The 19,447-nt window shown below is 42.1% G+C and carries 18 protein-coding genes and 1 pseudogene; 14 read left to right on the top strand and 5 right to left on the bottom strand.

Annotated elements, in window-relative coordinates; genetic code table 11:
• The first annotated feature begins 39 nt into the window (after window positions 1-39).
• Window positions 40-1,983, top strand: coding sequence for an exoribonuclease II (locus D3222_RS15540; RefSeq protein WP_118986964.1), 1,944 nt, complete (start codon window positions 40-42; stop codon window positions 1,981-1,983).
• A gap of 193 nt (window positions 1,984-2,176) precedes the next feature.
• Here D3222_RS15540 and D3222_RS15535 read toward each other — a convergent pair whose 3' ends face one another.
• The 4 genes and pseudogenes from D3222_RS15535 to tnpA form a co-directional block, all read right to left on the bottom strand.
• Complete coding sequence (locus D3222_RS15535) at window positions 2,177-2,458, bottom strand: AbrB/MazE/SpoVT family DNA-binding domain-containing protein (RefSeq protein ID WP_118986963.1); 282 nt, start codon at window positions 2,456-2,458, stop codon at window positions 2,177-2,179.
• 379 nt (window positions 2,459-2,837) lie between these two features.
• Window positions 2,838-3,137: a type II toxin-antitoxin system RelE/ParE family toxin gene (locus D3222_RS15530; protein ID WP_118986962.1), complete on the bottom strand. Its 300-nt coding sequence runs from the start codon at window positions 3,135-3,137 to the stop codon at window positions 2,838-2,840.
• A complete protein-coding gene (locus D3222_RS15525; RefSeq protein WP_232832541.1) occupies window positions 3,127-3,387 on the bottom strand; it encodes a type II toxin-antitoxin system ParD family antitoxin in 261 nt (86 codons plus the stop codon). Before D3222_RS15525 ends, D3222_RS15530 begins: the two co-directional genes overlap by 11 nt.
• 472 nt (window positions 3,388-3,859) lie before the next feature.
• Window positions 3,860-4,157 (bottom strand): annotated as a pseudogene (gene tnpA, locus D3222_RS15520) (IS200/IS605 family transposase).
• 62 nt (window positions 4,158-4,219) lie between these two features.
• On the opposite strand from tnpA, the gene D3222_RS15515 reads away from it, so the two are divergent.
• Window positions 4,220-5,389: an RNA-guided endonuclease InsQ/TnpB family protein gene (locus D3222_RS15515; protein ID WP_118986960.1), complete on the top strand. Its 1,170-nt coding sequence runs from the start codon at window positions 4,220-4,222 to the stop codon at window positions 5,387-5,389.
• Between the two features lie 25 nt (window positions 5,390-5,414).
• Here the strand turns inward: D3222_RS15515 and D3222_RS25565 are convergent, their stop codons facing one another.
• Window positions 5,415-5,825: a hypothetical protein gene (locus tag D3222_RS25565; RefSeq protein ID WP_198672830.1), complete on the bottom strand. Its 411-nt coding sequence runs from the start codon at window positions 5,823-5,825 to the stop codon at window positions 5,415-5,417.
• A gap of 684 nt (window positions 5,826-6,509) precedes the next feature.
• On the opposite strand from D3222_RS25565, the gene D3222_RS15505 reads away from it, so the two are divergent.
• From D3222_RS15505 to D3222_RS15450, 12 genes are all read left to right on the top strand, one after another.
• Window positions 6,510-6,959, top strand: coding sequence for a phage tail protein (locus D3222_RS15505; RefSeq protein ID WP_118986959.1), 450 nt, complete (start codon window positions 6,510-6,512; stop codon window positions 6,957-6,959).
• 73 nt (window positions 6,960-7,032) lie between these two features.
• Complete coding sequence (locus D3222_RS15500; RefSeq protein WP_118986958.1) at window positions 7,033-8,328, top strand: phage tail sheath family protein; 1,296 nt, start codon at window positions 7,033-7,035, stop codon at window positions 8,326-8,328.
• 54 nt (window positions 8,329-8,382) lie between these two features.
• Entirely contained in the window at window positions 8,383-9,552 is a 1,170-nt protein-coding gene (locus D3222_RS15495) for a phage tail sheath family protein (RefSeq protein WP_118986957.1), read from the top strand.
• A gap of 17 nt (window positions 9,553-9,569) precedes the next feature.
• Window positions 9,570-10,028 (top strand): phage tail protein, encoded by a 459-nt coding sequence (locus D3222_RS15490; protein ID WP_118986956.1) that lies wholly within the window; start codon window positions 9,570-9,572, stop codon window positions 10,026-10,028.
• Window positions 10,025-10,204 (top strand): DUF5908 family protein, encoded by a 180-nt coding sequence (locus tag D3222_RS15485; protein ID WP_118986955.1) that lies wholly within the window; start codon window positions 10,025-10,027, stop codon window positions 10,202-10,204. The genes D3222_RS15490 and D3222_RS15485 overlap by 4 nt, the downstream gene beginning before the upstream one ends.
• Window positions 10,191-10,874: a CIS tube protein gene (locus tag D3222_RS15480; RefSeq protein ID WP_118986954.1), complete on the top strand. Its 684-nt coding sequence runs from the start codon at window positions 10,191-10,193 to the stop codon at window positions 10,872-10,874. Before D3222_RS15485 ends, D3222_RS15480 begins: the two co-directional genes overlap by 14 nt.
• Window positions 10,871-12,472, top strand: coding sequence for a phage baseplate assembly protein V (locus D3222_RS15475; protein ID WP_118986953.1), 1,602 nt, complete (start codon window positions 10,871-10,873; stop codon window positions 12,470-12,472). The genes D3222_RS15480 and D3222_RS15475 overlap by 4 nt, the downstream gene beginning before the upstream one ends.
• Window positions 12,473-12,484: 12 nt before the next feature.
• Complete coding sequence (locus D3222_RS15470) at window positions 12,485-12,907, top strand: GPW/gp25 family protein (RefSeq protein WP_118986952.1); 423 nt, start codon at window positions 12,485-12,487, stop codon at window positions 12,905-12,907.
• Window positions 12,904-13,323, top strand: a complete 420-nt coding sequence (locus D3222_RS15465; RefSeq protein ID WP_118986951.1) for a hypothetical protein — start codon at window positions 12,904-12,906, stop codon at window positions 13,321-13,323. The genes D3222_RS15470 and D3222_RS15465 overlap by 4 nt, the downstream gene beginning before the upstream one ends.
• A gap of 72 nt (window positions 13,324-13,395) precedes the next feature.
• On the top strand, window positions 13,396-15,198 hold the full coding sequence (locus D3222_RS15460) for a hypothetical protein (protein ID WP_118986950.1): 1,803 nt from the start codon (window positions 13,396-13,398) through the stop codon (window positions 15,196-15,198).
• Window positions 15,199-15,225: 27 nt separating this feature from the next.
• A complete protein-coding gene (locus D3222_RS15455) occupies window positions 15,226-17,967 on the top strand; it encodes a hypothetical protein (protein ID WP_118986949.1) in 2,742 nt (913 codons plus the stop codon).
• A 43-nt stretch (window positions 17,968-18,010) separates the two neighbouring features.
• Window positions 18,011-19,444 (top strand): contractile injection system tape measure protein, encoded by a 1,434-nt coding sequence (locus D3222_RS15450; RefSeq protein WP_118986948.1) that lies wholly within the window; start codon window positions 18,011-18,013, stop codon window positions 19,442-19,444.
• Window positions 19,445-19,447 lie beyond the last annotated feature (3 nt).

The following is a 19,447-nucleotide window of genomic DNA, read 5'->3' as shown; positions in this document are numbered from 1 at the left end:
ACTATCTGATAATAACCCTCAACTTTCTCCGCGGATATTATGTTTCAAAACAACCCGCTGCTTGCACAGCTAAAACAGCAACTTCATTCCCAAACACTTCGAGTAGAAGGTTTGGTCAAAGGTACCGAAAAAGGATTCGGATTCTTAGAAGTCGATGGGCAAAAAAGTTATTTTATTCCTCCCCCACACATGAAAAAAGTTATGCATGGCGATCGAGTGACTGCCGCTATTCATACTGATAAAGAAAGAGAGATCGCCGAGCCAGAAACATTGATCGAGCCATTTCTAAATCGCTTCGTTGGCCGTATCCAGAAAAAAGAAAATGATAACCGTCTATGGATCATTCCTGATCACCCATTGCTAAGAGATGCTATCCATTGCCGGCCGGCCAATCAGGTCACTCATCCATTTCAGCATGGTGATTGGGCCGTCGCTGAAATGCGTCATCATCCACTGAAAGGCAGCCGTGGTTTTCATGCGGAAATTACCGGCTATATCACTGAAAGTAGCAATCACTACGCCCCTTGGTGGGTAACGCTCACTCGCCATAATCTGGAACAAGATGCTCCCACGATGACTGCCGATTGCCAGATGAACGATGGCGATCTTGAGCGCATTGACTTAACGTCGCTGGATTTTGTCACTATTGACAGTGCAACCACGGAAGATATGGACGATGCTTTGCATATTGCTAAGCAAGATGATGGTAGCCTGAAACTCAGTATCGCCATTGCTGATCCAACAGCTTATATTGCTGCTGACAGCGAACTGGATCAAATCGCCCATCAACGTGCTTTCACTAACTATCTGCCGGGTTTTAATATTCCCATGTTGCCGCGCGACCTGTCAGAGAATGTATGCTCTCTGCGCCCTAACGCCCGCCGTCCGGCATTGGTTTGTCAGGTTTCTATTCTGGAAGATGGTCAACTGGGTGATGATATTGCGTTTTTCTCTACTTGGGTTGAATCAAAAGCTAAATTGGTTTACGACGAAGTTTCTGATTGGCTGGAAGAAACCGGGACTTGGGAACCTGCTTCCGAAGCGATTAAGGCCCAAATCATTCTCCTAAAGGAAATGAGCGATCGCCGCAACCAATGGCGCCACCAAAATGCGCTTATTTTCAAAGATCGCCCTGATTACCGCTTCATCCTTGATGATAATGGTCACATACTGGATATCGTCGTAGAGCAACGCCGTACAGCAAACCGTATTGTCGAAGAAGCAATGATCACGTCTAACCTGTGCGCCGCCAAAATACTACGCGATAAGTTAGGTTTTGGTATTTACAATGTTCATATGGGTTTTGAACCACTGCAAATTGAACAAGTGGTTGAATTACTGAAAGAAAATGGTATCGATGCTAACACAGAAGAATTGTTAACCTTAAACGGCTTCTGCAAATTACGTCGTGAATTGGATAAACAGCCAACACAATTCCTTGATAGTCGCATTCGTCGTTTCCAGACTTTCGCAGAGATTAAACCTGAACCCGGCCCTCATTTTGGTCTCGGTTTTGATGCTTACGCCACCTGGACATCACCGATCCGTAAATACAGCGACATGATTAACCATCGTTTACTGAAAGCGATTATTCAAAAAACGGATGTAGAGCAACCCTCGGAAGAAACCTGTTTGCAACTGGCTGAACGTCGCAGACTGAATCGTATGGCCGAACGTGATGTGGGGGATTGGCTGTACGCACGCTTCCTGCAACCACATGCAGGAACCGAGCAACGATTTACTGCGGAAATCATTGATATTACCCGTGGCGGTTTACGTGTTCGGCTGGTCGATAACGGTGCCGTGGCTTTCATACCCGCACCATTCCTACATGCCGTGCGTGATGAATTGCAATGTAGCCAAGAAACCGGCACCGTAATTATCAAAGGTGAAGTCGCTTACCAATTGAACGACATTATTGATGTTCGGATTGAGGAAGTCAGAATGGAAACGCGTAATATTGTCGCCCGCCCTGTGGCCTAATTTTTCTCATAACCCCTTTCTGCGTCAAACTACAGCTCAATCGCTGTAGTTTGATATTAAGAATCCGCAATCAAGGCGAATGATTACATTAACCTCAGCTTCGTTTAAAAATAGCGATATCACAATCCCGTAAATTCAAGCTCGGTTTTTTAGGTGGGAATGTATAAGCAATTAAGCCGCCTAAAGTGCCCTGTTATCCGATAAGCGCCTTTGCTTTAGCCTTTATATCCTCCAGTTCTGAAGAATTAACATGACCCTTTTTTGTTACTTTTCTGGCTCGCTTTTCGGGTGTAATTCCAGCTAATAGTGCGTCAAGAGAATACTCTTTCGCTTTGACCGGAATAATGATAATTCGACCATCTTCAACAGCAATATCAACCGTATCATCAACATTTAGTGAAGCAGCTTGCATAATAGCGACCGGAAGACGTACAGAAGGGCTGTTTCCCCATTTTTTCACGACGACTTGTGCCATATTTAAATCCTCATAGGATCAACAATGAAGATACTCTATCTGTGTTCATTTCAAGTATCGACTTTGTTGATACTGCACTTGCGAACCCTATCGGGGGGATGGGTAAAAAAATAACCAATTTCGCAGAGTAGCCAGAGACAGTTACCTGTCTCCAGCCCTCTAAGAACCGTGCGTGCACCTTTCAGCGCACACGGATCAACTACACCCGCACCGCTCTGCAAAATCATCAAGGAATAGACACTAAACGTTGGTATCCTAGCATTAAAATTAATGAACGAGTCGTAATAGGTTGAGAGTTCTACATTAGCTATAGCTGCATAAACGCCAATGTAGTGTTCCAAGATTTTTTATGCTCTCCTTTTTGCGAAACTTCAGTACATCATTCGATGTGCCGTTGATAATCCATAGATTGGTGTAAGACTCTTACAATAGTGATCCCATTTGCCATTAAACGAAAAAAGATAATATGTGAAGCAACCGGGAATGATTTTACTCCAGGTCGAACATGGCTGTAATTCCGAGCTAGTCCGGGAGCTTCAGCAAGTGTATGAAAAGCCCTGTCGATATTCTTGATATACTGATACGCTCTTTCCAGGCCAAATTCTTGATAACTGTATTCAAAAATAGCCTCTAAATCCTGTTCAGCTTTAGGCTTTAGAAAAAATGTTTTACTGGACATTGGGTGTTTTATTTTTCATACGGGTAAGGAAAGTATTGAGATCCCACGCTACAACTTCTCCACTGTTATCACCTTCATCAATTAGCTGACGAAGTGCTTCAAGTTTAGATTCAGCTTGTTTTTCCTGTAATAATCGTAATCCCTCCCGAACGACTTCACTATTAGTTTTGTAATAACCTGATTCAACTAGGCTTTCTACAAAACCACGTAATTCTTCGCCGGTATCTACTGTCATTGTACGTGATACCATAGTACACCTCATTCAGATAATTAATTAACATTCCATAGTGTAAGACATATTCTTACACTCCGAAAGTTTTGTCCAGATATAGGAAAGCATAAAATCTATGGTCGCCCCCGTTTTTGCAACACTCATTTTGATTTATGATGGGCTGGCTTAAATCTATCCGGCGTCATATGAGCAAAGATGCCCGCGCCCCAATGAAATAGCGATATCACAATCCCGTAAATTCAAGCTCGGTTTTTTAGGTGGGAATGTATAAGCAATTAAGCCTACGACAATTTCCAATAAAAAACCGATTTGAACAAGCCATTTTCAATTAACTGTTGATGCCAGAGAGGGATAATCAGGTTACATCACCTTCTATTCTGCACGGGGTGTCACTATATTGAACCAGAATGGGAAACTGTCCAGCAGAGCGATAAATTCATCAATTTAGGGCTGGCTACTCCGGCGTATTCTGACTGGCAACGTACGCTTTTCACGTTTCTCTCGTTGCGCCCCCTGTGCTACAGGTAAAGTATGACCTCGACCACAGAAGTCTGGTTTTGCTGACGAAGGCACCGTAATGATACCGATTTTAAATGAGTAATCATGACGCTGACTGCCCGTTTCGGCGGATAGGCGACCAGCAAATGCACATGATCACACTCACCATCCCTCTCAACCCTTTCACATTCTCGTTTTGCCGCCGCTGAATTGAATGCCTCACGTAACGGGTTTATCATCCGTCCATCAAAGCGCTTTCGACGGGATTTTGTCGTGAATATCACATGCACAACCCGTTGATATCTTCCTGTAACCGGCTAAAATGAAGGCACTCTCTCAATGAGCGCTGAATATGTTAAGAGCCACAAAGGTACGCATTTATCCCACGCCAGAACAGGCCAAATATCTTAATGGCCAGTTCGGTGCGGTCCGTTTTGCGTACAACAAGGCGCTGTACATCAAAAAGCAGGCTTACCAACGTCACGGCGTGAATTTAAATCCGCGCAAAGACCTCAAACCGCTACTGGCGGTCGCGAAGAAATCACGCAAGTACGCCTGGCTCAAGGCATATGACGCCATCGCGTTACAGCAGGCGGTGATCAATCTGCATACCGCGTTTGATAATTTTTTCAATCCGAAGTTGCGATCTCAATTTCCCACGTTCAAACGCAAACAGGGCCGGCAATCCAGCTATCACTGCGTTGGGGTGAAAGTACTGGATGGCGCAGTGAAGATCCCGAAATTGTCACCGATAAAGGCGCACCTACACCGAGAAATGGAAGGGCAAGTTAAGAGCATAACGCTATCCCGAACAGCCACGGGAAAATATTTCGCCGCTATTCTGTGTGACGATGGCAGGGATTTGCCGGAAAAGCCAGGCTTTATCACCCGCGTGACAGGGTGTGATATGGGTTTATCCCACTATCTTATCCAGTCGAACGGGGAGAAGGTGAATAACCCTCGTCACCTTATCAATGCCACCCGTAACCTGCGCCGTAAGCAAAAATCGCTATCCCGCAAACAAAAGGGCAGCGCTAACCGCCTCAAGGCACGCTTACGTCTGGCGGCAGTCCATGAGCGGATAGCCCATGCCCGCGCCGATTTTCAACACAAACTCTCCCGGACAATGGTTGACGAAAACCAAGCAGTCATTGTTGAGACGCTGAAATCGGGCAACATGATGAAAAATCACCACCTTGCCCGCGCTATCGGGGATGCAGGCTGGCATGGCTTCATCAAGAAACTGGAATACAAAGCCGCAGCGGCGGGCGTTCATCTGGTCAAACTGGATCAGTGGTTCGCCAGCTCGAAAACCTGCCATTGCTGCGGTCACAAAGTGCCGGAAATGCCGCTGCATAAGCGGATCTGGCAATGTCCTGCCTGCCATGTTGAACATGATCGCGATGTAAACGCGGCAATCAATATCCAGCGTAAGGGCATAATGGAGTTACAGGCGGCGGGACTCGTCGCCTCTGCCCATGGAGGCCAGCGTAAATCCGTCATATCGACGGTGGCGGCCTGAGAAGTGGGAAGCCTCGCCGTTTACTTTACGGCGGGGAGCAGTCACATATGTCATAACCGCGCACTTGATAAATGTGATCACTCACTTTATAGAGCCCATATTCCATATTAAGTTGGGCATTACGCCACAAACTCGGATTAACGGTATCTGGAGCCGGCGTTTTATCGGTAATAAACTGACGATACTGGTCTAGATCCAATATAACCTTACCGTTAGCATCACGAATAATCAGAGAATCTGGTTTAGCGATAAAACCCCGTTTAGCATCATCAAAATCAGATTTATCGTTGAAAGGTAAAGTAGATGCCATTTCAGCATTAACTTGTTTAGTTATCGTAGTCGCGGGAAGAGAACGATCAGAATGACTCAATGCTGGCATAGTAAAAATGGAAAACGACACTACTGTTGAAATGGTGAGTAAGTATTTATAATTCATAAGGTAATATTCCTTTAGAGATATTTAACTATCAAATCAAATATAACTTTATCCATAAAACCAAAACGATATAAATCATAGCTGAGTAACAACAGATAACAAGATACTCATTTCCTGTTCTTCCCATTATTAAAACTAAATGCCTTGCTGGATTAAATTCAAAAATAAGACATAACCACTTGTTAATAAATGGTTTCATTAACAAAGCATCATTATCTTCATATCAAAAGTTATAACACAATATTTATTCATGCTTGGCTAAAAAAATATAACAATATGAATCTAAAACAATTTCATTGTAAATTATTTTTATACAAAATAATTTCTTATATTAATAATTGATATTTAAAACTAACAAACATTGATTATAATTTACCGTGATCATTAATGTGATCTGAAATTCACCGAATAACGTTCCTATGTAAAAAGTTCCTATATAAATAGTAACCAAGGCAAAACAGGTTAGTGCGGTAGCCATTGTCCATCGCTAAATGCCAAGAGAAATATATACCTAATAGATTTCGAGTTGCAGCGAGGCGGCAAGTGAACGAATCCCCAGGAGCATAGATAACTATGTGACTGGGGTGAGTGAAAGCAGCCAACAAAGCAGCAGCTTGAAAGATGAAGGTGATAGCGATAACCGCATTGACCTACCCTATAAATAACAAATTAAGGAAATAAGTTATGTCTGTAACTACAGAACAAATTGCGGTTGATTATCCAATACCAACTTATCGATTTGTCGTTTCCGTTGGTGATGAACAAATCCCTTTCAACAGCGTTTCCGGGCTCGATATCAGCTATGATGTAATAGAATATAAAGATGGTATTGGTCATCACTATAAAATGCCTGGCCAACGTCAATTGATCAATATTACGCTGCGTAAAGGGGTATTCCCTGGGGATACGAAACTTTTTGATTGGCTTAATTCCATTCAGCTTAATCAAGTTGAGAAAAAAGATGTTTCAATTAGCCTAACCAATGAAGCCGGCACCGAAATTTTAATGAGCTGGAACGTAGCAAATGCGTTCCCAACTTCATTAACCTCCCCTTCTTTTGATGCCACCAGCAATGATATCGCGGTTCAAGAAATAAAACTGACTGCGGATAGAGTAATGATTCAGGCAGCTTAAAACGCCAAAATAACGGCTGAATTCCTCATGCTACAGTTCATGCAAAATACCGCCAAATAATTGGAGGCAATATATGACAATAACAACCCATCCCGGCGTTTATATTGAAGAAGACGCTTCACTATCGCTATCGATTAGCAATAGTCCAACCGCCATTCCCGTCTTTATTGGTAAGTTTTTTAAAAAAGACGGCAGCCAACCCGCAAAGGGAAGCTGTATTAAAATTACCAGTTGGTTGGATTTTATCTCACAGTTTTCACTTTCACCGACCGTATCAGTGACGGCTACAAGTGAAGGTGATGGTTCCCAAAAAACCTATACTTATGCTGCCACTGTCACAGCTACTTCTGTGAATGCCTTTGCAATACAACACTATTTTAACAACGGCGGTGGCGTCTGTTATCTGTTGCCATTGGTAGAAACAAGACAAAATACCGAAGCAGAATTAGCAACGCTGCCAGAGCTGATTGAAAAACAACAGGAGATTACCTTACTGGTCTGCCCTGAAACGGATGCAACATTAAAACAGCAGGTCTACGCTGCGGTAAACTCCTTATTGCAACACAAAGTAGGTTACTTCTTGATTGCTGATAGCACGGATGGAGAAAATAAACCCACTACCCAACCGGATAAAACCGCAGTCTATTACCCTGATTTGGTGACCTCTTTTACTTATAGCCGACCGGTAGATGCCCATATTACGCTAAGCGGTTATACCGGTGCTACTACACTAGCCGAACTAAAAACTGCTTCTTTAGATGAATACGCTAAAGTTAAACAAACCGTCGATGACAAATTAAAAACCACTAAAATGACCTTGCCCCCAAGCGCTGCCGTCGCGGGTGTTTATGCTGCAACTGATGCCAGTCGTGGCGTCTGGAAAGCCCCCGCTAATGTAGCACTGAATAATGCCAAACCTGCTGTAGCGATTACCGATGCCGCCCAAGGCACCATGAATAACGCAGGTATTAATGCTATCCGTCACTTTACCGGCAAAGGCACACTGATTTGGGGAGCCCGAACATTAGATCAAACGGACAACTGGCGCTACATTCCGGTACGGCGTTTATTTAATACAGCGGAACGAGATATTAAACGGGCAATGCGATTCGCCGTCTTTGAACCTAATAGCCAACCTACCTGGAAGCGGGTACAAACAGCCATTGACAACTACCTCTATCAACTTTGGCAACAAGGCGCACTAGCGGGAAATAAACCGCAGGAAGCCTACTTTGTCCAGATCGGTAAAGGTATCACCATGTTCGAGAGCGACATTCAGCAAGGGAAAATGATTGTCAAAGTGGGTATGGCGGCAGTGCGTCCGGCTGAATTCATTATCCTTCAATTTTCGCAACATGTAGCACAGTAACCGTACCGGGGCGCGGTTTAACACCGCGCCCATTCAGTCATTGAGGAGATGATAATGGAGATAAAACAGCCGGGCGTCACGATAACGGAAAACCGTATATCCCTGCCGCCAAACAATGAATTTATCGGTATCCCCGTTTTTATCGGTTATACCCCAAAAAGCCCAAGCAATAAAACCGCCATCAAGTTAAACAGTCTGACCGAGTTTACCCAACTCTTTGGTGAAACAGGATTAATGTACTACTCCGTGCGTCATTTCTTTGAAAATGGCGGACAGCGAGCCTATGCACTATCACTAGGTCATGATAAATCACTAACCGATTTTCAATTATTGATCACCGTTCTACAACAGGAGTGGGTAAAACAAGCGATCTCCGCAGAAAGCGAAATTACGCTGATTGTCACACCCGATATCATCCGTTTTAATGATACCGACGCTCAAAAAGCCCTTTGGCAACAAGCGTGGCAATCAATACTCGATCTTTGCAAAAGCCGGCGCGGCATCATGGGATTATTGGATGCTCCAGACAATCCGGCATTAGCTGCTGATTGTCTGGCCGATTTTTCCTCAAGTGATCGCCAATGGGGCGCCGTATACTGGCCAAGGCTAAAAAGCAGCTACCAAGAAGGCAGTAAACACATTGTCCTTTCACCTACCGCTGCGGTTGCTGCCGTCATTCAACGTAACGACCATCAGAAAGGGGTATGGACTGCTCCCGCCAATGTCGCTTTAGCCAAAGTGATCGGTCCGGTACGCTCTTTCATTGAAGCTGGAGCCCTGTTTAATCAAGAAGTGCCTTCGTTGAATCTGGTTCGCAGCTTCCCCGGCAAAGGCATTAAAATCTGGGGATGCCGCACGCTGGATAACGGCCCCGCTTCTCCCTGGCGTTATATCCAACTTCGCCGTCTGGTTTCCTACATCGAAACCCACATGGCCCAACTCGGCCGAGCCTTTGTCTTTGAACCCAATAACGCCATTACTTGGATGAAATTTAAAGGTCAGGCCCACAACTGGTTACGCCAATTATGGCTAAAAGGTGGATTGCGAGGCACTCAGGAAGATCAGGCATTTGAGGTGTTACTGGGTGTTAATGAATCAATGCGTGAAGCGGATATATTGGCTGGAAAAATGATCATGAAAATCAAACTGGCCCTGTTAATTCCAGCAGAATTTATTGAGCTGAGTCTGACGTTTGATATCCGTAATAATACCGTACCTAGCTAATCTCACAGGGGAAAAACATGCACAACCTATATACCCCGTCAGTATCACACCGTTTTATCGCCAGTTTTCTGTTTAATAACATTCCCAGTCCACTTGATATCGCCTTTCAGCGCATATCAGGCTTGAACCGAGAACTGCAAACCACCCAACACAGCCAAGGCGGGGAAAACGCCAGAAATGTCTGGCTGGCCGAAAAGATCCAACATGGCAGTTTGGTATTGGAGCGTGGCGTCATGACCATTACCCCACTCACTCTGGTATTTGATCGCGTTTTGCGTGGAGAGAAAGCGGTGTATGCCGATGTCGTCATCATGCTACTGAACGAGAATACTTTACCGGTGGCGAGCTGGACAGTCAGTAACGCACTACCCGTTCGTTGGTCCACCAGCGACTTTGATGCTAATAGCAGCACCGTGCTGGTGAGCTCTCTGGAATTACGTTATCAGGATATGCGCTGGTTAGGAGTAAAAGCATGACGGTAGAAATTAAAGAACTGATTATTCAAGCTAAAGTCACTGATCCTACGAGTGATCAATACTCCCCACGAACATTAGCTCAGGAAAAACTGGATAACGCCCGTTTGATTGAGATGGTGAAACGGGAGGTGTTAGAGGCATTACGTGAAACAGGAGGCGATTATGAGTTTAATTGAACGTGGTTTATCCAGGCTCACCCTTTCCGCCTTCAAAGACCGGGAAGGTAAAGTTTCCGTGGGTAGCTTACAGGCCATGTATAACCCCGATACCATTCAGCTTGATTACCAAACCCGCTACCAACAGGATGAAAGTGTTAATCGTGCCAGCCAAAGCAGCCGCTATGTGTTATCCCAACCCGCCGGGTTATCGTTAGTCCTGTTGTTTGATGCATCAATGCCCGGCAATAACACACCCATAGAAACACAGCTTGCAACCCTGAAATCCCTGTGTGCGGTTGATGCCAGCACCAAAGTGCCCCACTTTCTTAAAATCAAATGGGGCAAAATGCGTTGGGAAAACAAAGGCTATTTTGCCTGCCGGTCCAGTGGACTTGCTATCAACTACACCCTGTTTGACCGAGACGCCACCCCATTACGGGCCAGCGCCACCTTATCCCTGGTCGCAGACGAGAGCTTTGTTATTCAGGCCACCGAACGGCAGTTAAAATCACCTCCGGCCACTGCGGTGAGCGTAACCGATATGCTTTCTTTACCCTTAATCGCCTTAGGTGCTGGCGCTTCGCTGGCCGGAGGTATCGATTATCTCTCGCTGGCCTGGCAAAACGGTCTGGATAATCTTGATGACTTTACCCCCGGACAAACTCTACAAGCTAAGGGGGATGCATGAAGATACCCTCAGTAACCATCAAGATAGATGGTAAAACACTCAATCAATTTACCGTGATCAGCCTGACAACCAACCATCACATCAACGGCATCCCTTCGGCCAACATCACTCTAGGAATCGCTGGTGATGCCAGCCATATTTTTGACACCAAAACGCAAGCTGAATTGGCAAGCTGTCGCCCGAACCATGAAGTTATCGTGCAAATGCAAAAAACCGTATTGTTTAAGGGAGTCATCGTTCGGCAAACACTGGGGCTTAAAGGTCAGGACAGCATCATTACCCTGACAGTAAAACATCATCTGCAAAAATTAACTCATAGCTTTCACTCACAGCTATTTAATAAACAGAGTGATGAAGCGATTATCAAAAAACTCTTCAATCAGAATGGCATCCAAACGACGATAAAGCAGGCGCCCCAGCTTAAAGCCGTTCATGAACAAATGGTGCAATTTCGTTGCAATGACTGGGCATTTCTAAAAAGCCGATTGGTTGCCACTAACCTCTGGCTGTTGCCCGGCAATGAATCAGTTACCTTGATAACACCTAAGGCCCTGAATCAGTCAACGGTACATACTCTTAATCGACATGCCGACGATCAAGACATTGTGCTATTTGAGGCGGATCTCCAGTGGAATAACCAACATAGCCCTAAAACGGTGAGTGTACGCGCCTGGAATATTGCTCAACAAAAACTTTCTCAGGCAATCAATACCCAAAATAGCCGACTTGGTAGTCATAAATTGGCCGTGGACAGTATCACCGCACTGGCTGATAAAGAGTGGCAATGGGCTTACAGCTATCCGCTGGATAATGAACAAGCCAAACATCTTGCTCAGGGCATCATGGATAACCTGAGAAGTCATAATATATCCGGCAGTTTTGAAATCGAAGGCAATCACCGCTATCAACCGGGAGATGTGCTGGCATTAAACGGCTTTGGTCAGGGAATGGATGGACAAGGGATTATCACTGGCGTAAATCAGATAATTAACCAAAAGCAAGGCTGGCGCACCCGATTAACCTTAGGTATGCGGCCAGATATGGAACCTCCAGTGCCACAGGTGAAAGAGTTACATATTGGTATCGTGGAAAAATATCAACCAGACAGCCAATCACTAGGCCGTATTCCAGTCAGAATACCGGCATTAAACCTCACTCAAGGTGTTCTATTTGCCCGGTTAGGTAAACCTTACGCCAGTCATGAAAGTGGATTCTGCTTTTATCCAGAACCGGGAGATGAAGTGATTATTGGATTCTTTGAATGTGATCCCCGTTTTCCAGTGATATTAGGTTCCATGCATAATCCTAAAAATAAACCACCGTTAGAACCCAGTGAAAAAAATCCGGTGAAAACGTTAGTCATTAAACAGGGAGATAAACAACAGGCATTAATATTCGATAACAAAGAAAATACCGTGGCACTTAATAGCGGAGAAAATAAACTCTCTCTGCAACAGGATAAAGATATTACGCTCAATTCAACTCAGAATCTCATCACTCAAGCTCAAGAAATTAACATACAAGCGGAAAAATCTTTATCCGCCACAGGAAAATCCGGTGTCGATATTAAAGGTGCGAAAATTAACTTAACACAATAATGAGGTATTAAAATGACAAACCCAATATTAGCCGATATTTATGGTCGCGGCTGGAAATTTCCGCCCCAGTTTTCTCTTGAGACTGGAATAGCAATGGCTGAAGGTGCCGAAAATGTTCGCCAAAGTATAAAAATCCTTTTTCTAACTGAACCCGGTGAACGGATTATGCGTGAAGATTATGGCTGTGGCCTAAATGATTATATGTTTGAAAATATCAGTGATGAATTGTTGTCGGAGATTCAAACCCGCATTGAAGAGCGAGTATTACGTTATGAACCTAGAGCAGAAATTACAGCTATTCAAGTCACTCAGAAAACAGACTCACCGAATACCCTACATATTCAAGTAACCTATGCCCTAAGAGGCAGCGAAATCACTCAACAACTTGAAAACATTATCGAAATCAACGAAGGTCAAGCAAAGGTAAATCTATGAGCAAACAACTGATCGTTGATGGCGATAGGCTGCTATTTGAACCATTATTCGGCAACCGGCAAGTCACCATTTTGTTGGAGCTGGTAACCATCAGAGGCAGCGGGCACGCGCAAATCCAGGACAAAAAGATCGCCATTGTGGGTGATGAAAAAAAGATACAACTTCAAGCACGATACATTACCCCTAGCCATCCGATACCCGGCATGGGTATGGTCACTATTGCTCAATTGGATGCTAGCCAGCAGGTAAACTTTTGCCGTAGCCCTGCCACGGTGATGGTTGTCGGGCAGCAATTTACCGCCCGTTTTACGCCAACACAGCCAGCGAGTAATCCGTCAGGCGTGTTGGATATAACAACACCCAGTATGGGAAAAGGCCGTTTTATTGCCAGCCAACATACCGTTAATGCCGGATAAATCATCCGTTAAAACTCATTATTAAATAACGCAAAGCTATCCGTAATATATTTAAATCACAGGTGGTATAATATGGGACTCACCGAATTAAAAAATAAACTCGCCACTATCGTACCAGAGACAGATTTTAAACTTAATGAAAGAAGTACGCTGGATATTTTAAATTGGCTACAAGAATACGCAAAAAAAATTCCTTTCGTTCAAGAGAAGAGACAATTCTGGGATAGCTTCTATTTTATTCAGGAAAATACTCCTGAGAAATTAGCGGATATTTACCAAAATGCGAATAAAGCCAATGGCTATTTACCCGCTCATCAAGCTTTTGTGTTGGCTTTTTTAAAACTGTTAGAAACAACCAAAGTATTATTCAATACCTTCCCGGCACGGCATCGTGATCTTTATTACCGGGAATTATTAGGTCTAAAACCAAAAAGCGCTCAAGCGGATAGCGTTGCTTTAAGCATTACCTTAAATACAGATAATGCAGAATATCTTATCCCAAAAGGAACCCTGTTTGATGCCGGACAAGATAGCGCCGGAAATCCGTTACAATATGCATCAGATACCGATCTATTAGCGAATCAAGGAAAATTGACCGATCTGCGTTGGTATCGGAAAGATAACACTGACTGGAAATCGGCAATAATATTAAGCCACTCAGATAATATTAAATTACCTGAAAACGGTATTAAGCTTTTTAGCGAAACATCCCATGATGTCAAAGTTCAATCTACTACCATAGATTGGGGAGAAGCAAATATATCGTCACTAACCAATAATACATTCTATTTAGGCTTTACTGATGTATTACCGGGGCAAACTTTATCTCTGTACTGGCAGTTAGACGGCTTTGAAGTATTCTCCATATCCTGGTTTTATCTTAATAAAGACAATACATGGCAGTCATTAACCCAACGGGTTCACGACCAAACCCGCAACCTGTTTGATCGGGGAACCTTGCGAACGTTGTTACCACAAAATGCTTCAAATCAAACCTCTCTAATGCCAACAGATAAATACTGGCTAAAAGCTGAGGTGGCGCCAACGGTATCTAGTGAAAAACCGCCTAATTATCCAAAAGTTAAAGGTCTGTTGTATAACACTATAGCCGCTACTCTCATTAACGCGGAAACCATTGAATCGGATCACTTACTAAATGGATTAGCAGCCAACAGCATTAAACAGCCGGTGAACTCATCCGATGCAATCAGTGAAGTAGCTCAACCTTGGGCATCTTGGAACGGTCGCCCAAAAGAAACCGAACAAGCATTCCTGAAACGAGTTCCTGCCCGGCTGTCCCATCGTAACCGAGCATTAAATTGGGGTGATATTGTCACCTTACTAAAAGAGCAGTTTGTCAGCATATTTGATATCAAATATCCTTCTACCAATGAATTAACCAAAATTCCCGCGCCAGAAAAGCGCCAATTAATTGTCATCCCTGATAACCGCTACAAAGATAATGATAATTCACTCCGCCCAGAATTAAATCAAGCCCGATTAACTGAAATGGTCGAATGGTTAGATCAATTAAGCAGTCCCTGGACAACCATTGAAATTAAGAACCCCAAATACGTTAATATCCTGATTAACTATGAATTGGTATTTGCTTCAGGAGTTAACCCCAATTATGGCCGCCAGCAATTACAGCAGGAACTGAGTCGAATCTACATGCCGTGGGGAGAAAATACGGCTATTGGCGCAACACCAGGTAATCGCATTGATTATTACCAGTTATTAGCCACGATTCAACAATCACCTTGGGTTGAACGGGTCACTAACTTGACTTTAAAAAAAGGCGATCCACCCACTGATATCGCAGGTAAAAATGCAGAAGCCGACGATGATGAAGTATTGATTTTAGTCTGGTCATAAAACTTTCCTAAAAGAAGGAGTTAACAAATGAATAATCAAGATATGCTATTTCCCATTATTAAAGACGATATTACCTTTGATACCTTACTTGCTCAGGCAAAAACCATTATTGAACAACAATCCGGTCAATACTGGAATGATACGGGGGAAAATGATCCCGGCATCACCTTACTGGAAGCCTGTTGTTACGGTACATCAGATTTAGCTTACCGCCACTCATTACCATTGAAAGATCTTCTTACTCCTGAACAAGAAGAACGGACACCAGGCGATGGTATTTTCCCTAAGGAGTTTGGCCCTCAACAAATATTGACCTGTGGCCCCATCACCGAAGAGGATTATCGCCGGGCTTTATTGGATTTGCATAGCAACGACAAAAATGATGGTTATTTTCTCTTTAACGATGTACAGCTTATTCGTGAACCTGAAAATCAACGCTACACATACTGGTATAACAAGCAAGAGCGGCAATACAGTTTCACTGAAGATCAAGACGGATTAAAGTTAACACTAAGGGGAAACTATTGGCTTTATTTGCTACCTAGCCGGAAAACTCAGGACAATAATACACTCGCTCAGACAAAACTAAAGACTTTCCTGGAAGATAACCGCAATTTAGGAGAGTCCATCAGTAAAATTATTTGGCTAGAACCCGTCGATCTATCATTGAAGATTGATATTCAGCTTGATGATGACGTCAAAGATATCGCTGATATATTTGCTAAAATTTATACAACAGCGGAACAAATGGTGCTTGAAAAGCCACGACGTTATACCACCCAAGCTATGAAAGAAATGGGTTACAGTAATGAAGAAATTTTTGATGGGCCTTATTTACGTCATGGTTGGATCCCCCAATTACCTTCAATCAAAAATTACACTGAATCTAGAAAATTAAATCTAAGCCCCCTAGTTAACCAATTACTGGAGATCAAAGGAATCAAGAACATTACCCAATTCACATTGGATAAACATGATAAAAAAATTTCTAAGCTACTAAATGATAATTGGTCTTGGGAAATCACCGGAGAATACTACCCCAGACTATGGGGCAATGATCCCTTACAATTAATTACCTCACCAAACAGCCCACTCATTATTACCGCCAAAGGTGGGATTAAAGTTACGATTTCTAAACAAGATATAGAAAACAAGATTATTGCAGAACCATTGATTGATACACAACCTGAATTGCTGAATTGGGGTAAACATCGTAAGGTTCTGGATTACTACCCAGTAAGCAATAAATTACCCGCCTGCTATGGATTACAAACTAGTACCCAACAACAAATACCATTACACCAGTTTATGTTGCCATTTGAACAAATGCTGGCTAATAGCTGTGCTGAGCTCGATTTGTTACCAAAATTATTAGCTTTTAAACAACGAGGGAATACTGTACATGGTACTCAATGGCCTTTTAAAGAAAATAGTATGGGTCAAAATGTTTATCAAAGCATAAAACCTGATTTAATTAATCAGATAAATAATGGGGCGAAAATCGACAATAATGATAAAAGCTATGCCAGAGAATTGGTAATTATAGATTATCTGTTGCGATATTTTGGCGCTCAATGTTCAATCCCTCTCCTACAGACAAACTCACAGCAACCAGGGTTAAAAGAATCCCAAGATAAAGATTTTCTATCTACTCAGCGCGAATATCTTGCTCAACAACCTAACCTAGCCTACCAACGTAATAATATTCGTATTGATAAAGTGTCAGCCCTCCAGAAACGTATTGCTGCACGACTGGGACTAGGCGGAGAGTGTTTTAAACCAGAACCAAACTTAGCTAACCTTCCTTTTTATCTCATTGAACATCGACAACTCTTACCGGTACAACCACATAAAAAATTCGATAATCTTCAAAAAGCTAATTTTAAGGTGATTGAAAATAATAAATTAGAAATCATGTGGAAAAATAATGATGAAACCAAATTACGGCAATATCAATTAATTGACCTAGAATTTTACCTAGACCAAGAGACAATCACAGTGAATAATCTAATGATCACAGAAGTGAGAGAAGATAGATTCACCCTTAGCGCTGATAACAGCAAAGATCTGAAAAACACATTAAATAAAATAACGGAAGAAAAATATGTTATGAACTGGAAAAACAGCAAAATATGGCTGGAAGATATGAAGTATCAATTAGTTTATGATAATAGAAGACACACCAACGAGGCAACAGAAAATGAGCGATGGATTACTATTAACAACCAAAACTCCTTCCCAGCCATGATAGAAAAGAATGATGAAATCACTCTGAAAATCGATTATTATAATGAAATTATAGCGAAGGTAAAAGAATTTGATCGTATTAATAGACAAATATTAGTTGAGGAAACAACAAGTCAAAAAAATAATTTCCCACAGGAAAACAATACATCAAATCATCAATGGCACTTCTCCGGCGATAGATATATAAAAACCGATCACTTTTCATTTGTAATTAGTGTAGTACTGAATCAAGGATTATTTGAGAATAGCACAACCGATCTTTACAAATTAGAATTTTGGGTGAAAACTGAAATTTTAGCTGAGCTACCTGCCCATATCTCATTAGTTATTCATTGGTTACCAGAATCACACTTCAACAATTTTGCCAAAATATATAAACGTTGGCAAAACAATGGCGCTCCTTTAGGGGACCAAGCATACAATATTTTAGAAATGTTAACGCTAGGAAAAAAACCTTCTATTTCAGAAGACACAGAATACAATATAGTTGAAGTAGACCCATCTGATTATGAACTATATTGACTAATTTTCCCATATTTATTAGTTAAAAAAAGAGAATATTAATATGAGGTCAAATATAAATCTGCTAAATCGGATAATCATTACTATTGAAGCTAATAACACACAGGTAGCTAAAAAAGTATTGCATGGCTCCCTGCTTAATCAATTCAATATAAATAAGTTAATCAATGCCTGTTTTAACTCATATACCATTAATAAAAATATCTATTTGGAAGCACTCACTCTGAACCTTGGCGAAATAAGTTTACATAATTTTAATTCACTGTTTCCCATTCGAATTAACTCTGAATTAAGTCAAGCATTAAGCCAATATCAGGTAAATAATCAAACAGATGTTGAGAACCTTATTCATTATTTACATCAGGGAAATTCCACATTAAACCAAAAGGAGACAGAAAAGAACAGTGAAATTAATAACATCAATATCACACAATTAATTAACCAATTAACCCGGGTACAAAACAAATGGATACTATTACTGGCAAAAAGTTGTTTATCCGAATACAGTCTGCAAAAACTTTTGGCTATTAAAGAACCGGCTTTATTAATGACCATTAATCGCAAATTATCGGAGAAAATAATCACACCGCAGCATCAGGAGGAGCCCGTTTCCTCCTGCCAACTGATATTAAATGCATTGAAATATATACAACAGCATAATACACAGGGAATGCCTAAACCCGATGCAAAAATTATCTCACGCATCACGACTGAGCTTAATAACGGTACGCTTAATGTAGCATCTCTTATCGCATTATTTCGCCAAGCTGTAGCCCACGACACTCCATTAAATAACTGGTTAAAACAACTCTGGCAAACAATACCAATTTCACAACACTGTAAAAAACACTTATCAGTTGAAGAATATCAATACCTGTCGAAATACTTTATTACAACAGGAGAAAATTACCATAACCAACATCGAACTGACAACACACAACGACCTGAACCGATTTTATTGCCTGAACAAGCCTTACCACGTCAGGTAAACAATGCGGGAATATTAGTTTTATGGCCGATATTACCTGCTCTGTTTAATCAACTCGGTTTAATCGAAAAGCAAAAATTTATCCATCGTCAAGCTCAATTCAGTGCCGTTGATCTGCTTGATTATCTGATTTGGGGAAACGAAAAAGTTCCGATAGAACACAAAGGATTAAATCATATTTTATGCAAGCTCATGGCTGATGAAAATATCGAATCAACACCCATTGAACCAGAAAAAAAGTTGATAATAGAACAATGGCTGGATGCAGTTATCGCCCAACTTCCTGCCTGGAAAAAATTAAGCCACAATGATGTTCGCCAATTGTTTTTACAACGGCCGGGAGAATTACGAATAGATGAGCAGGAAATCAACATCACAATTCAACATCAATCGTTTGATGTGCTATTAGCTGACTGGCCCTGGCCATTAAATATCGCCAAATTGCCTTGGCTGGATCGCCCTTTATTAATCAACTGGCAAAACATTTAAAAG

It is taken from the genome of Photorhabdus sp. CRCIA-P01 (assembly GCF_003545805.1).
Classification (GTDB): domain Bacteria; phylum Pseudomonadota; class Gammaproteobacteria; order Enterobacterales; family Enterobacteriaceae; genus Photorhabdus; species Photorhabdus antumapuensis.
Note: the sequence above shows the minus strand (reverse complement) of the source record. Positions and strands in the feature narration are given on the sequence as shown.

Excerpts from the sequence above, each read along its gene's own strand:
- D3222_RS15540 (WP_118986964.1), top strand. The coding sequence starts at position 40 with ATGTTTCAAAACAACCCGCTGCTTGCACAGCTAAAACAGCAACTTCAT.
- D3222_RS15535 (WP_118986963.1), bottom strand. The coding sequence starts at position 2,458 with ATGGCACAAGTCGTCGTGAAAAAATGGGGAAACAGCCCTTCTGTACGT.
- D3222_RS15530 (WP_118986962.1), bottom strand. The coding sequence starts at position 3,137 with ATGTCCAGTAAAACATTTTTTCTAAAGCCTAAAGCTGAACAGGATTTA.
- D3222_RS15525 (WP_232832541.1), bottom strand. The coding sequence starts at position 3,387 with ATGGTATCACGTACAATGACAGTAGATACCGGCGAAGAATTACGTGGT.
- D3222_RS15515 (WP_118986960.1), top strand. The coding sequence starts at position 4,220 with ATGTTAAGAGCCACAAAGGTACGCATTTATCCCACGCCAGAACAGGCC.
- D3222_RS25565 (WP_198672830.1), bottom strand. The coding sequence starts at position 5,825 with ATGAATTATAAATACTTACTCACCATTTCAACAGTAGTGTCGTTTTCC.
- D3222_RS15505 (WP_118986959.1), top strand. The coding sequence starts at position 6,510 with ATGTCTGTAACTACAGAACAAATTGCGGTTGATTATCCAATACCAACT.
- D3222_RS15500 (WP_118986958.1), top strand. The coding sequence starts at position 7,033 with ATGACAATAACAACCCATCCCGGCGTTTATATTGAAGAAGACGCTTCA.
- D3222_RS15495 (WP_118986957.1), top strand. The coding sequence starts at position 8,383 with ATGGAGATAAAACAGCCGGGCGTCACGATAACGGAAAACCGTATATCC.
- D3222_RS15490 (WP_118986956.1), top strand. The coding sequence starts at position 9,570 with ATGCACAACCTATATACCCCGTCAGTATCACACCGTTTTATCGCCAGT.
- D3222_RS15485 (WP_118986955.1), top strand. The coding sequence starts at position 10,025 with ATGACGGTAGAAATTAAAGAACTGATTATTCAAGCTAAAGTCACTGAT.
- D3222_RS15480 (WP_118986954.1), top strand. The coding sequence starts at position 10,191 with ATGAGTTTAATTGAACGTGGTTTATCCAGGCTCACCCTTTCCGCCTTC.
- D3222_RS15475 (WP_118986953.1), top strand. The coding sequence starts at position 10,871 with ATGAAGATACCCTCAGTAACCATCAAGATAGATGGTAAAACACTCAAT.
- D3222_RS15470 (WP_118986952.1), top strand. The coding sequence starts at position 12,485 with ATGACAAACCCAATATTAGCCGATATTTATGGTCGCGGCTGGAAATTT.
- D3222_RS15465 (WP_118986951.1), top strand. The coding sequence starts at position 12,904 with ATGAGCAAACAACTGATCGTTGATGGCGATAGGCTGCTATTTGAACCA.
- D3222_RS15460 (WP_118986950.1), top strand. The coding sequence starts at position 13,396 with ATGGGACTCACCGAATTAAAAAATAAACTCGCCACTATCGTACCAGAG.
- D3222_RS15455 (WP_118986949.1), top strand. The coding sequence starts at position 15,226 with ATGAATAATCAAGATATGCTATTTCCCATTATTAAAGACGATATTACC.
- D3222_RS15450 (WP_118986948.1), top strand. The coding sequence starts at position 18,011 with ATGAGGTCAAATATAAATCTGCTAAATCGGATAATCATTACTATTGAA.